Source organism: Pseudomonas sp. H1_D05, from assembly GCF_054682705.1.
Window position 1 is genome coordinate 6,097,812 of sequence record NZ_CP162825.1, and the last position, 12,991, is coordinate 6,110,802.

General features: G+C 60.6%; 12 protein-coding genes and 2 pseudogenes. 5 read left to right on the plus strand and 9 right to left on the minus strand.

Going from position 1 to position 12,991, the window contains the following annotated elements; genetic code table 11:
- Window positions 1-83: 83 nt before the first annotated feature.
- On the minus strand, window positions 84-866 hold the full coding sequence (locus AB4O11_RS27330; protein ID WP_093433875.1) for an AraC family transcriptional regulator: 783 nt from the start codon (window positions 864-866) through the stop codon (window positions 84-86).
- A 136-nt stretch (window positions 867-1,002) separates the two neighbouring features.
- On the opposite strand from AB4O11_RS27330, the gene AB4O11_RS27335 reads away from it, so the two are divergent.
- Both AB4O11_RS27335 and AB4O11_RS27340 read left to right on the plus strand, forming a co-directional pair.
- On the plus strand, window positions 1,003-1,230 hold the full coding sequence (locus AB4O11_RS27335; RefSeq protein WP_093433873.1) for a DUF6555 family protein: 228 nt from the start codon (window positions 1,003-1,005) through the stop codon (window positions 1,228-1,230).
- 39 nt (window positions 1,231-1,269) lie between these two features.
- On the plus strand, window positions 1,270-1,542 hold the full coding sequence (locus tag AB4O11_RS27340) for a hypothetical protein (protein ID WP_093433871.1): 273 nt from the start codon (window positions 1,270-1,272) through the stop codon (window positions 1,540-1,542).
- A 25-nt stretch (window positions 1,543-1,567) separates the two neighbouring features.
- Here AB4O11_RS27340 and AB4O11_RS27345 read toward each other — a convergent pair whose 3' ends face one another.
- The 3 genes from AB4O11_RS27345 to AB4O11_RS27355 form a co-directional block, all read right to left on the minus strand.
- Window positions 1,568-1,732 (minus strand): metallothionein, encoded by a 165-nt coding sequence (locus tag AB4O11_RS27345; RefSeq protein ID WP_077573617.1) that lies wholly within the window; start codon window positions 1,730-1,732, stop codon window positions 1,568-1,570.
- 1,172 nt (window positions 1,733-2,904) lie between these two features.
- Window positions 2,905-3,357 carry a DMT family transporter gene (locus AB4O11_RS27350; protein WP_460129436.1) on the minus strand — a complete coding sequence of 151 codons (453 nt, stop codon included), beginning with the start codon at window positions 3,355-3,357 and terminating at the stop codon, window positions 2,905-2,907.
- A gap of 3 nt (window positions 3,358-3,360) precedes the next feature.
- A complete protein-coding gene (locus tag AB4O11_RS27355) occupies window positions 3,361-3,846 on the minus strand; it encodes a DMT family transporter (protein ID WP_093434363.1) in 486 nt (161 codons plus the stop codon).
- Window positions 3,847-3,959: 113 nt separating this feature from the next.
- On the opposite strand from AB4O11_RS27355, the gene AB4O11_RS27360 reads away from it, so the two are divergent.
- Window positions 3,960-4,895 carry a LysR family transcriptional regulator gene (locus AB4O11_RS27360; protein ID WP_093433865.1) on the plus strand — a complete coding sequence of 312 codons (936 nt, stop codon included), beginning with the start codon at window positions 3,960-3,962 and terminating at the stop codon, window positions 4,893-4,895.
- A gap of 223 nt (window positions 4,896-5,118) precedes the next feature.
- Here the strand turns inward: AB4O11_RS27360 and AB4O11_RS27365 are convergent, their stop codons facing one another.
- From AB4O11_RS27365 to AB4O11_RS27375, 3 genes and pseudogenes are all read right to left on the minus strand, one after another.
- Window positions 5,119-5,940: a methyl-accepting chemotaxis protein gene (locus AB4O11_RS27365; RefSeq protein ID WP_371748313.1), complete on the minus strand. Its 822-nt coding sequence runs from the start codon at window positions 5,938-5,940 to the stop codon at window positions 5,119-5,121.
- Window positions 5,941-6,024: 84 nt separating this feature from the next.
- A pseudogene (locus AB4O11_RS27370) lies at window positions 6,025-6,801 on the minus strand (cache domain-containing protein); the annotation flags it as partial.
- 198 nt (window positions 6,802-6,999) lie between these two features.
- Entirely contained in the window at window positions 7,000-8,316 is a 1,317-nt protein-coding gene (locus AB4O11_RS27375; protein ID WP_093433861.1) for a Na+/H+ antiporter family protein, read from the minus strand.
- A 1,437-nt stretch (window positions 8,317-9,753) separates the two neighbouring features.
- Here AB4O11_RS27375 and AB4O11_RS27380 point away from each other — a divergent pair.
- A pseudogene (locus AB4O11_RS27380) lies at window positions 9,754-9,810 on the plus strand (hypothetical protein); the annotation flags it as partial.
- Window positions 9,811-10,011: 201 nt separating this feature from the next.
- Entirely contained in the window at window positions 10,012-10,716 is a 705-nt protein-coding gene (locus AB4O11_RS27385; RefSeq protein ID WP_409373136.1) for a methyl-accepting chemotaxis protein, read from the plus strand.
- A 295-nt stretch (window positions 10,717-11,011) separates the two neighbouring features.
- Here AB4O11_RS27385 and AB4O11_RS27390 read toward each other — a convergent pair whose 3' ends face one another.
- Both AB4O11_RS27390 and AB4O11_RS27395 read right to left on the minus strand, forming a co-directional pair.
- Window positions 11,012-12,325, minus strand: coding sequence for a sensor histidine kinase (locus tag AB4O11_RS27390; protein WP_093433857.1), 1,314 nt, complete (start codon window positions 12,323-12,325; stop codon window positions 11,012-11,014).
- Window positions 12,322-12,990 (minus strand): response regulator transcription factor, encoded by a 669-nt coding sequence (locus tag AB4O11_RS27395; protein WP_007915592.1) that lies wholly within the window; start codon window positions 12,988-12,990, stop codon window positions 12,322-12,324. Before AB4O11_RS27395 ends, AB4O11_RS27390 begins: the two co-directional genes overlap by 4 nt.
- Window position 12,991 lies beyond the last annotated feature (1 nt).

A 12,991-nucleotide genomic window follows, 5' to 3' on the forward strand; every position in this document is an offset into this window, starting at 1 on the left:
CGGTGTGTCAGTGAAGGATGAGTCAACTGATCCACCGCATTCGCGAGCAGGCTCGCTCCCACATTGGATCTGCGCTGGTTTGATTAATCGTGTTCCACTGCAAATTGTGAGGGCGCCACGCCAAGTTCGCGGCGAAACATGTCGCTGAAACTACTGGGTGAATAGCCGAGCTCCCGGGCAATCACACTCACCGCCACGCCCTGAATCAGTTCCGCCACCGCCGTCGCCAACTGCACCTGCCGCCGCCACTCAGCGAAGCCCATGCCGAGGCTGTCCTTGAACAACCGCGCCAACGTGCGCACGCTGGCCCCGGCATTTGCCGCGTGCTGCTCGAACGGAATCTCCAGCGACGGCGCTGCCATTACCGCCTGGCACAGGTTCATCAAACGCCGATCGGAATCATCCGGCATCGGGATCTTCAACTGTGAACGCCTGGCGCGTTTGAGTTCCAGCAAGGCCAGCCCGACCAACGCCTCGTAGTAGGCCGGTTCACCACTGTCGCCCTGCTCCACCAGCCCGACAATCAACTCGCGCAGCAAACCACCGACCTCGATCACCTGCACCGTCTGATCCAGCGTCGCCGCCAGCGCCGGACGCAGGTAGATATTGCGCATCTGCAAATCCGACACCACCCGAATCCCGTGCGGCACCCCCGGCGGCAACCACACCGCGCGCTGCGGCGGCACCACCAGCGCTTCGTGCGGGGTCTCGACCCACATCACCCCGCTCATCGCATACAGCAACTGCCCCCAGACATGCTCGTGCGGCTCGATAAACAAGCCGCGCGGATACGTGCGTGCCAGCGGTTGCACGGGCACATCGGTATCGCTGAGATCGGGCGGTGCGGCAAGGGCCATGGCGAGCATTCATTGGGGTTGGCGGGGAAACCATGGTAACCAGTGCGCCACGACGTCGCCAACGATAGAGACCGTCGGACAATCCGAATGAATTTTCCCGGTGCGCCGCGATCCCTCTAATACTACAGGGAGGAATACGGGCTTTATGAACAACGCAAAACTCTATGTCATCGAATACACCCTCCACGGCACGCCCAAGTCCTTCATTATCCGCTCGGACAAGATGGACAACGTCGAGGCGTGGCACTGGGCGAGCTGCGACGCCGGCGTCGGTCGCATCCCGCGCTTTGGCCGTGAGAAGGTGCAGAAGACCAGCAAGCCGATGGCAGAAAAATTCGGCGTGGAAAACGTCGTGTGGCGACCGACCAGCTAAGCTCAGCCTGGCGATCGGCATCATTCGGGGGAATGCACCATGACCAACATCAACAGCCCGGCGCATCTGGACTATGGCCTTGATACGTTGTTCGGGCGTATCACCAAAAGCGTGGATTGCCGCGTTGGGCTGGAGGCGGTCGTAGATGATCCGTATCGCTTTGCCGTGCGAGTGCCGGCACCGCTGCCGGAGGATCTTGACCAGGCGAAAACCGTGGTGGTCAGGGTTGAAGGCCGGCGGCTGCAAGGTACGGTGCGGCATACCGAACGAATGGACGATGAAAGTCTGAAACTGGAAGTGGAGCCTGATTAGGCTCCACTTTTTTATGCGTCGTTCGTCATCCGTGGGCGCATTTACAGCCCTTGGTTGAACACTCTTCGCCACTCTTGTGGTGGTGAGCGCAGGCTTCACAGCAATAGTGTTTGCCGTGGACGGCGTAGGCATGATCGCCTTCCTTGATCGTGCATTTGCAGTTGGGGCAGTCGCATTTTCTATCGGGCATGGGACAGACTCCTTGGGTGGGGGTTGTCTGGGGCTTGAAGGGCAAGCCCTAACACCCAGTGTAGGAGCTGCGGCAGGCTGCGATCTTTTGATTTTTTTTGCGATTGGGATTGGGATTGGGGGCATATCCGTTGCTGCGGGTGTTGCCGCTGGCGGTTTCGCTCTTACAGCGACTCACTTTTCCAGACGCCGAAAAGTAAGCAAAAGGCTTTGCCCCTGGCGTACGGCACTTCGCTGAGGCTCAGTGTTCCCTCGCTACGGTGTCCATCCGGGGGCATCGCCTACGGTTGGCTTCGCTGCACCTCCTCTCGATGTATGCGGCTACGCCGCACGGCGCTGCGCGCCTAACCCCCGGATGAACACCTACGCTCGGCCTGCCGATGGGGCAAAAGATCAAAAGCCGAAGCAAGATCAAGAGCCAGATCAAAAGCCCCTCACCCTAGCCCTCTCCCGGAGGGAGAGGGGACTGATTGAGGTGTTTGGGAGAGCTACGCCGATGTGCGATACCACGTTGAACTCAGGCTCTAAAAAGCAAAAAAATCAGCCCCTCGCCATGAGGAAAAGGGGACTAATCGAGGTGATTGGGCGAGCTACGCCGACGTGCGATACCGCGCTGAACTCAGGCTCTAAAAAGCAAACAAATCAGCCTCTCACCCTCCGAGAAAGAGGGGACTGACTGAGATGTTTGGGAGAGCTACATCGAAGTGAAATACCGAGTCGAACTCAGATTTTGAAAAGCCCACAAATCGGCTCCCTCTCCCTCGGGAGAGGGCTGGGGTGAGGGGTGAATCCAACACCAATCCAAAGCCGAACACGCTGTTGCTCCTCACCACTCAACAGGATGAGCGTTAGCTCGGCTGCGGCTTTTGATCTGTAAGGCGACGTCGGAAGGCTGAGTGGAGGGATTGATCCGGGCGTGGGAGCGCAGCGACCGTTTGGCGCAGCCAAACACAGCGGGAGTAGGTGCAGCGAAGCAAACCGGAGACGCTGCGCCCGGATCGATCCCGCAGCGAAGGAACCCCGAGCCCCAGCGAGCGGGCCGCACGTAGGAGCAAGCGTTTTTTTGCTTACTTTTTTTAGGCGTTTGTAAAAAAAGTGAGTCGCCGTCAGGGCGAAACCCTAATCAGCCGTTACCGCAGCAATGGATATGTACTCAACCCAGATCAACCCAGATCACCCAGCCTGACGCGAACTCCGATACATAAACACCAAAGCCAACCCCAAACACCCCATCGCCAAAATCCGACTGGAAGAAAGCTCAATCGCCGGATTCCCCAGCCAGCCAAAATTATCAATCAACATCCCCATGCCCAACTGCCCGACAATCACCGCCACCGTCGCCACAGCCGTCCCCACCACCGGCACCGCCCCGACCATCACCACCATGTAGACCACACCAAACAGCGCCCCGGTCAACTGCCACTTCGGCACATCCAAAAGACTCACCGCATGCGCCGGCTCAAAAAACAAAATCAACAACCCGGTCGACACCGCACCGACAACGAATGTCAGCAAACTACTGCGCAACACCCCGACGCTCTCACCCAAACGCCCGTTGATCGCCGCCTGCACACTCAACACCGCACCGGCCAACACCACCACCGCCAACAAAATAACCAGACTCATCACTCACCCCCGCGCAATCAAAACAAGTGCCGCCACAATCAACCCCAACGCCAGCCACCGCTCGGCATTGACCTTCTTGCGCGTCGCGCCGAACCAGCCGAAATGGTCGATCAACACACTCTTGCCAACCTGCCCGGACAGAATCGCGATCATGGTCATGGCAATGCCGATATGCGGCGTGGCCAACGTCAGCACCACTACATACATCGGCCCCAGAAACCCGCCAATCAACTGCCAGCGCGGCAGATCCGTCAGTGCCGGGCCTTTTTGCGGACCGGCGAACAACAGCAGTAAAAACAGAATCGCCGAGCCGACGCCAAAGATGCTCAAAGTCGCCCACAGATGCCCGACCTGCACACCCAAAGGACCGAGCAACCCCGCCTCCACCGACAAACCCATGCCCGCCAGAATCACCAGCGGCAGCAACAACAGGCGCAACCCCGACTTCTTCACCGGCGCCCCGACTGCGACCTCCTCCAACGTCTGCATAAACAACATTCCACTCAAGTAAACGATGGCGCGGATTATCGGCTGGCGAAGCTGTGCGATAAATGGGAGCATCCGGACAACACTTTTGCGCAACCCGCACAGCAGGACACATCATGCACGGGCTCAATGAACTCGGATTCAAGGCACTCAGGCTGTTTGTGGCCGTGCTCGATCACGGCAGCTTTTCCGAAGTAGCCCGCCGTGAAGGCGTGGCGCCCTCCTCGATTTCCCGGCAGATCCAGTTGATGGAACAGGCGCTGAATCAGCAATTGCTCTATCGCCACACCCGAGCGGTGACGCCAACCGAAGCCGGGCGCATGCTCGGTCACCATGCGCGGCTGGTGCTGGTGCAACTGGAGGAAGCCGAACAGGCGCTGCAGGAACAGCAAAGCGAACCCACCGGCCTGGTGCGCATCAACGCCCCGGTAGTATTCGGTCAGCGCCATCTGACGCCGTGGTTGGGGAAGTTGTGCGCGCGTTATCCAAAGCTGCAACTGGATATCCAGCAGACCGACCATTACGTCGACCCGTTGCAGGAAGGCGCCGACCTGCTGTTTCGCATCGGCCCGCTGCACGATTCGAGTATGCAGGCACGGATTCTGGCGCCGCACCGCTTTCAGGTCGCGGCCAGCCCGGCGTATCTCAAACGCCACGGCACACCGCAAAAACCCGAAGATCTCGCGCAACACCATTGCCTGGCCTACAAAGGCGCGGCCGGCCAGCAGCGCTGGTTTTTCCGCCGCGATGGCGAAGACTGGACGCCGTACTCGGTGAAAGGCCCGATCACCGGCAACCACGCCGACACCCTCACCCAAGCCGCCGAGCAAGGCCTGGGGCTGGTGATGTTTCCGTCATGGCTGATTGGCGAAGCGGTGCGCGACGGCACGCTGGTGCCGGTGCTGCGGGACTATCAGGTGTCGAACAGCCTGGAGCCGCAGCAGATTGCGGTGTTGTGGCCGGGGAGCCGCAGGTTGTCGGTGAAGGTGCGGACGGTGATTGATTTCTTCGTCGAGTGCTTTGGTGAAGTGCCCTACTGGGATCGTCCCTGAAAACTGAAAATCAAAAGCCCCTCACCCTAGCCCTCTCCCGGAGGGGAGAGGGAACTGATTGGGGGATGCTGTGGAATTACGCCGACCTGAAACAGCTTTACCGAATCCATAATCGACCCAATCTTTCAGGTCGATGTACAACGCAAAACACCTCGGTCAGTTCCCTCTCCCTATGGGCGGTCCGACGTTTCGGGAGGGCTAGGGTGAGGGGCTTTTCAGGCTGTCAGATCCGGAACTGCCCAACCAGTTTGCCCAGGCGCTGCCCCAGCTCCGCCAAACTACGCGAAGTCTGCGCACCCAACTGCGTCTCATCGGCCACGCTGTCCACCGCCACCGCAATCTGATGCACGCTGCGGTTGATCTCCTCCGCCACCGCCGTCTGCTCTTCCGCCGCACTGGCAATCTGCGCGTTCATCGAGTTGATCGTCGCGATCAACTCGGCCATGGCATCCAGCGAAGCCCCGGCCTGATTGGCCTGCTGTGAAGTGCCGTCGCCCGCCTCACTGGAACGACGCATGGCTTCAACCGCTTGCTGCGTACCCGCCTGCAAACGATCGATCATCCCCTGAATTTCCTGCGTGCTGATCTGCGTACGGCTGGCCAGCGCCCGCACCTCATCCGCCACCACGGCAAAACCACGTCCGGCCTCACCGGCCCGCGCCGCTTCAATTGCGGCGTTGAGCGCCAGCAGGTTGGTCTGCTCGGCGATCGAACGAATCACCCCGAGCACGCCGACAATCGACGTCACGTCTTGCTGCAGGCTGTCCAGCGACACGCCGCTGCTGCGGATGTCATCGACCAGCGCATGAATCTGCTTGATGCTGCCGGCCACCACGCGTTTGGCGCTCTGGCCTTCTTCGTCGGTCTGCTGAGCGGCGACGGCGGCGTTCTGTGCGCTCTTGGCCACTTCCTGCGCGGCGGCAGACATCTCGTTGATCGCCGTGGCAACCTGATCGGTCTCGTGGCGCTGACGCTCCATCGCCTGATCCGAACGCTGGGCCTGATCGGACACTTGCGTCACCAGACCGGTCAGTTGCGTGGTCATCTCGGTGATCTGCCGCACCAGGCCATGAATCTTGTCGACGAAACGGTTGAACGAGCCCGCCAGTTCGCCAAGTTCATCCTGGCTGGTGATGTTCAGGCGACGCGTAAGGTCGCCCTCACCCGCTGCAATGTCGTCGAGGTTGGCTTTCATCAGGGTCAACGGACGCAAAATGGTATTGGCCAACAGCATCCCCGCCGCCGCGATGACCAACAGCACCACCACCGCGACGCCGACGATGCTCAGCACCACGCCTTGCATACGTTCCTGCACCTGCGCTTCGACCAGCGCCACTTGCGCTTCGATGCCGTCGAGGTTGACCGACGTACCGACCGCCATGTCCCACTTCGCCAGGTATTCGGTGTAACCGAGCTTTGGCACCAGCACGTTGGCGTTGCCCGGCAGTGGCGAGCTGTATTGCAGATAGTGGGTGCCGTCCTTCGCCACACTCACCAGACCACGATTGACGTAGACGCCGTTCGGGTCGCGGTTGTCCTTGAAACTTTTGCCCACGCCTTCGGGGTCGTTGGCCTTGAACAGGCGCACGGTCTCGGAGTCGTAGCCGAAGAAGTAGCCGTCCTTGCCGTAGCGAATGCCTGAGAGCAATTTGATCGCCTGCGCCCGCGCCTCAACGTCACCCGGCGCGGCCGCGTCGTACAGCGGCTTGATCGTGGTCATGGCCACGGCGACGTAGCTTTGCAGAGTGGCTTTGGCATCGCCGAGCAGACGCTCGCGGGTCTGGTCGACCTCTTTGTGCGCTTGCTCCTGGAGGATGAACAGCGTGGTCAGGCTGATGACCAGGGCAAAGAGCAACACCGGGAGAACGGCGAGGGAGAGGACTTTAGCCTTGAGGCTCAGGCGCATTGTGGGAGCTCACTCTTTTGGTTTTATTGGCGTGGTTAAAGGCTTTAACGGCACGTCATTACAAAAGTTGAGCAAAGGTATTACCCCATTCCCCTGTGGGAGCGAGCTTGCTCGCGAAGGCGTCGTGTCAGTCAACCATCAAGTCGCTGATACACCGCTTTCGCGAGCAAGCTCGCTCCCACAGAAGATCGGCGGGGTTCAGAGGACCATCGCGGCCACCCAGCCAAACGCCAGCAACGGCAGGTTGTAGTGCAGGAATGTTGGCACGACGGTGTCCCAGATATGGTGATGCTGGCCGTCGATGTTCAGGCCGGAGGTCGGGCCGAGGGTCGAATCCGACGCTGGCGAACCGGCGTCGCCCAACGCACCGGCGGTGCCGACGATGCAGACAATGGCGATCGGGCTGAAGCCCAGTTGCACGCACAGCGGCACGAAAATCGCCGCCAGAATCGGCACCGTGGAAAACGACGAACCGATGCCCATGGTTACCAGCAACCCGACCAGCAGCATCAGCAACGCGCCGACGCCTTTGCTGTGATTGATCCACGACGCCGACGACTCGACCAGGGTCTGCACCTCACCGGTGGCCTTCATCACCTCGGCAAACCCGGACGCGGCGATCATGATGAAGCCGATCATCGCCATCATCTTCATGCCCTCGGTGAAGAGGTCATCGGTCTCGCGCCATTTCACAATACCCGACACCGAGAAGATCAGGAAACCGACCAGCGCCCCGATAATCATCGAGTCCAGCAGCAGTTGCACGATGAACGCAGCAGCAATCGCCACACCGGCAATCATCAGGCTCAGCGGGTTGTACTGCACCGCCACTTGCTCGACCTGCTCGATCTTCGCCAGGTCGTATACGCGCCGCTTGCGATAGGTGATGAACGCCATCGCCAGGCCGAAGACCATGCCCAGCGCCGGAATGCCCATGGCGTGGGTGACATTGATACCGCTGATGTCGACACCGCTACGGGCAACGTTGGCCAGCAGGATTTCATTGAGGAAGATGTTGCCGAAGCCCACCGGCAGGAACATGTACGGCGTGATCAGACCGAATGTCATGACACAGGCGATCAAGCGGCGGTCGAGTTGCAGCTTGGTCAGTACATAAAGAAGCGGCGGCACCAGCAGCGGAATGAACGCAATGTGGATCGGCAGAATGTTCTGCGAGGCAATCGCCACCACCCACAACAGGCCAATCAGCAGCCATTTGACGCTGCCACCGCCGGTCGAGTGCTGGCGATCGACCATTGCCAGCGCCTTGTCGGCCAGCGCATGAGCCAGGCCGGACTTGGCAATCGCCACGGCGAAAGCGCCGAGCAAGGCGTAGGACAACGCCACCGTCGCGCCACCGCCCAAGCCACTGTTAAACGCCTTGAGCGTGGCGTCGATGCCCAGACCACCGGTCAGGCCGCCGACCAGCGCGCCAACGATCAGAGCGATCACCACATGCACGCGGGACAGGCTGAGCACCAGCATGACGCCGACCGCCGCTATGACTGCATTCATTTCACTTCCTCGAAAAACACTGCGGTGGAAAACCGACCGCCAGACAGAATGAGTCCGCCAAAGCTTAACCGGCGGATTTGCAAAAGAGGGTCTTATTAGAAGGGCGCGCACTGTGCCGCAGAGTGGCGGCGGTGTCAAAGCGAGCGCTCCCGGGTGCGTCAATCCGCCATATTGTGTTTCAACGATAAAGAAAGCCGAAACGCGGCCGTTACAGTGCAAAGTCTCAGATATTTATCGAATAAGGACGTCTCCATGTCGCTCAGACAACTTTCCATCCAATGGAAAATCACCCTGCTCGCCGGCCTCTGCCTGGCCGGTATCGTGACCCTGTTGGTAGGTCTTTCGCTGTATCGCATGGAGCACAGTTCTGAACTGGTGAAAGCTTCGAGCATGGAAATGCTCACCGAGTCGGCGCAGGCGCGCATCGAATCGCAAGGGGAAGTGCAGGCGGCCGGCATTCGCCAGCAGTTCATGGACGCCTATCAGTACGGTCACGGCTTCTCGCGGCAGGTGTTGTTCCTGCGCGAGCAGGCCGAGAAGCGCTTTCTCGATGCCTTCGACCTGCGCGAAGACATGACCCGACAGGTCAAATCGGCGCTGCAAGCCAACCCGGATCTGCTCGGCCTGTCGCTGGTGTTCGAAGCCAACGCACTGGACGGCAAGGATGAACTGTTCGCAGGTCAGGCTGAACTCGGCAGCAACGACAAGGGCCGTTTCGCCCTGTACTGGTCGCAACCGACCCCGGGAAAAGTCACCTCGATGGCCCTGCCGGAAAGCGACATGGCCGACACCAGCACCGGCCCCAGCGGTCAAGCGGCCAACGCCTGGTTCACCTGCCCGCGCGCCACACTCAAGCCATGCGTGATCGAACCGTACTTCTACGTGATCGACGGGCAAAACGTGCTGATGACCAGCATCGTCTTCCCGCTGATGGTCAACGGCAAAGTCATCGCCTCGCTGTCGGTCGACATCAACCTCAACAGCCTGCAAGCGATCAGCCAGGGCGCGAGCAAAAAGCTCTACGACGGCCAGACCGCCGTGAGCATCATCAGCCCCGCCGGCCTGCTCGCCGGGTACAGCCCGGATGCCGGCAAACTCAGCCAGCGTCTGGATGCTGTCGACAAAATCAGCGGCGCCGAACTGCTGAGCAAGCTCGCCTCAAGCACCAGCGTGAGCAGTCTGCACAGCAACGGCCAGTTGAAAGTACTGTCGCCGTTCCAGCCGATTCCCGGCGGCCCGTCGTGGGGCGTGCTGCTGGATGTGCCGGAAAAAGTCCTGGTCAGCCGCGCCGAAGCGCTCAAGCAACAGCTGGACGCGAGCAATAATTCCGGCACGTTGATCGAACTGAGCCTCGGCGTGCTGGCCGCGTTGATCGGCCTGCTGCTGGTGTGGCTGATGGCACGCAGCGTGACCAAGCCGATCCTCGGCGTGGCGCACATGCTCGAAGACATCGCCAGCGGCGAAGGTGATCTGACCCGCCGTCTGGCCTATGACAAAAAGGACGAACTCGGTCAATTGGCCGGTTGGTTCAACAAGTTCCTCGACAAGTTGCAGCCGATCATTGCCGAGGTGAAACGCTCGGTGCAGGACGCGCGCAACACCGCCGACCAGTCCTCGGCCATCGCCACCCAGACCAGCGCTGGCATGGAACAGCAATACCGTCAGGTCGATCAGGTCGCCACCGCGTCCCACGAAATGAGCGCCACTGCGCAAGACGTCGCCCGCAGCGCCGCGCAGGCTGCCGAGGCCGCCAAGGATGCTGATCGCGCTACCCGTCAGGGCCTGACCGTGATCGATCGCACCACGGCGAGCATCGACACCCTCGCTGCCGACATGAGTGCGGCGATGGTGCAAGTCGAAGGGCTGGCGGCCAACAGCGAGAAGATCGGCGCGGTGCTGGAAACCATTCGCGCCATCGCCGAGCAAACCAACCTGCTCGCGCTCAACGCCGCGATCGAAGCGGCGCGTGCTGGTGAAGCCGGACGTGGATTTGCCGTGGTCGCCGATGAAGTCCGCAACCTCGCCCGCCGCACGCAAGAGTCGGTGGAAGAAACCCGTCAGGTGATCGAGCAACTGCAAACCGGCACGCAGGATGTAGTCGGTTCGATGGGCAACAGCCACCGCCAGGCTCAGGGCAGTGTCGAACAAGTCGGCCAGGCGGTGACTGCGCTGCGTCAGATCGGCGATGCGGTGACGGTGATCAGCGATATGAACCTGCAGATCGCCAGCGCCGCTGAAGAGCAGAGTGCGGTGGCCGAGGAGATCAATAACAACGTGGCGACGATCCGCGATGTGACCGAGTCGTTGTCCGGGCAGGCGAATGAGTCGGCACGGGTGAGCCAGTCGCTCAATAGCCTGGCGAATCAGCAGCAGAGTTTGATGGATCAGTTTCGCGTTTGATTTGAAGGTAGTGGGGTGTCAGGTAGATCCTTACCCCCTCACCCCAGCCCTCTCCCCCAAGGGGGCGAGGGGGAAAGGGAGCCGATCTTCGTGCCATTCAAAACTTGAGTCCGTCTCGATATTTCAGATCACGGAAAGCTTTCAAAACCTGAGTTCGACTCGATATTTCCGGTCCAGGGAAGGCTTTCAAAACCTGAGTTCAGCTCGGTGTTTCAGGTCGGTGTACCTCGAACAAACACATCGGTCAGTCCCCTCTCCCTCCGGGAGAGGGTTAGGGTGAGGGGCTTTTAGAGGCTCACCGCCGAGGCAACTCAATCACCACTTTCAACCCGCCCCACTCACTCTCGCCCAACACCAGCAACCCGCCCCACGTATCGACAATGTCGCGCACAATCCCCAGCCCCAACCCATGCCCGTGGGTCTGCTCATCCAGCCGCGTGCCCCGGCTGAACACCTCAGCGCGCTGCTGTTCGGGAATCCCCGGGCCGTCATCTTCCACGCTCAGTGCAAAACCATCCGAACGTTCAATCACACTCAGACGCACCTCGGCGTCCGCCCACTTGCAGGCGTTATCCAGAAGATTCCCCAACAGTTCGAGCAAATCCTCACGATCCCACGGCAGTTGCAACCCCGCCGGCGCGACATAACTCAGCGCCAAATGCTCGCCATGAATCATGTTCAACGTCGCCAACAACCCCGGCAGTTCCGCATCACAATCAAACAACGCACCCGGTAGCGCATCACCGGACAGCCGGGCCCGGTTCAGTTCGCGGTTGAGCCGCTGCTGCACTTGCTCCAGCTGCTCCTTGAGCACCTTGCGTAACTCGGGATGCGCATCGAGTTTTTCGCTGGAGGCCAGGCTCAACAACACCGCCAACGGCGTTTTCAATGCATGCCCGAGATTGCCCAAGGCATTGCGCGAGCGCTTGAGGCTGTCTTCAGTGTGCGCGAGCAAATGGTTGATCTGCGCCACCAGCGGTTCCAGTTCCACCGGCACCTGATCATCGAGTTGCGAACGCTGGCCCTGCTGCAATTGCGCGATCTGCTCACGAGCCCTTTCCAGCGGTTTCAGCGCGCGGCGCACGGTCAATCGCTGCAAGAACAGAATCAGCAACAATGCCGCCAGACCAAGGCCGAGGCCGATCTGGCGCATGCGCTGAAAGCTCTCGCGCACGGGGGTGTAATCCTGCGCGACGCTGATCGAAATCGACTGGCCCAGGCGCCGATAATCCGAGCGCAGCACCAGCAACTGCTGACCGTCCGGCCCCAGTTGCAGATTGCTGTGCAACCCGGGATGGTCGAGCAGCGGCAGGTCCTGATCCCACAACGAGCGTGAACGCCAGTGGCTGTCGGCAAAATCGATACGGAAGTAGTGCCCGGAAAACGGCCGCTGATAGGCCGGGGACAGATGTCTTTCATCCAGTTGCAGCCCTTGCGGGCCACGGACCAGCGCCACCAACAGGCTCTCGCTGTCGTTGCGCAGGCCGGCTTCGAGGTAGCGCTGCAAACCCACTTCGAACAACCACAGACTGGTTTGCGCCACCACCACACCGACGACCACCATCACGCTGATCAGACCCAGACTCAAGCGGCGCTGGATCGACCTCACGAAGCTTGTCCGCCAAACAGGTAACCCTGGCCGCGACGGGTTTCGATCACGCTTTTGCCGAGCTTGCGCCGCAGGTGGTTGACGTGCACTTCGAGGACGTTGGAATCACGCTCGGTTTCACCGTCGTAGAGGTGTTCGGCGAGGTGGCTTTTGGAGAGGATCTGCTCCGGGTGCAGCATGAAATAACGCAGCAGACGGAACTCGGCGGCGGTCAGTTGAATATCGGCGCCGTCGCGAACCACGCATTGCCGACCCTCGTCCAGATGCAGACCGGCCGCCTGCAATGTCGGCTGATTGGCCTGGCCTTTGGAGCGGCGCAGCAGCGATTGAATGCGCAGTTGCAGCTCTTCGGGGTGAAACGGTTTGGTCAGGTAATCGTCGGCACCGGCCTTCAGGCCTTCGATGCGCTCGGCCCAGGAATCGCGCGCCGTGAGAATCAGCACCGGAATCGCCAGACCGCCGGCGCGCCATTGCGCCAGCACCTCAAGCCCCGGCACGCCGGGCAGGCCGAGGTCGAGAATGATCAGGTCATACGGCTCACTACTGCCCTGATACAACGCATCACGACCGTCCGCCAGCCAATCGACCGCGTAACCTTGCCGTTGCAGGCCGGCGAGCAATTCGTCGGCCAGCGGTACGTGGTCTTCCACCAATAGCAAACGCATC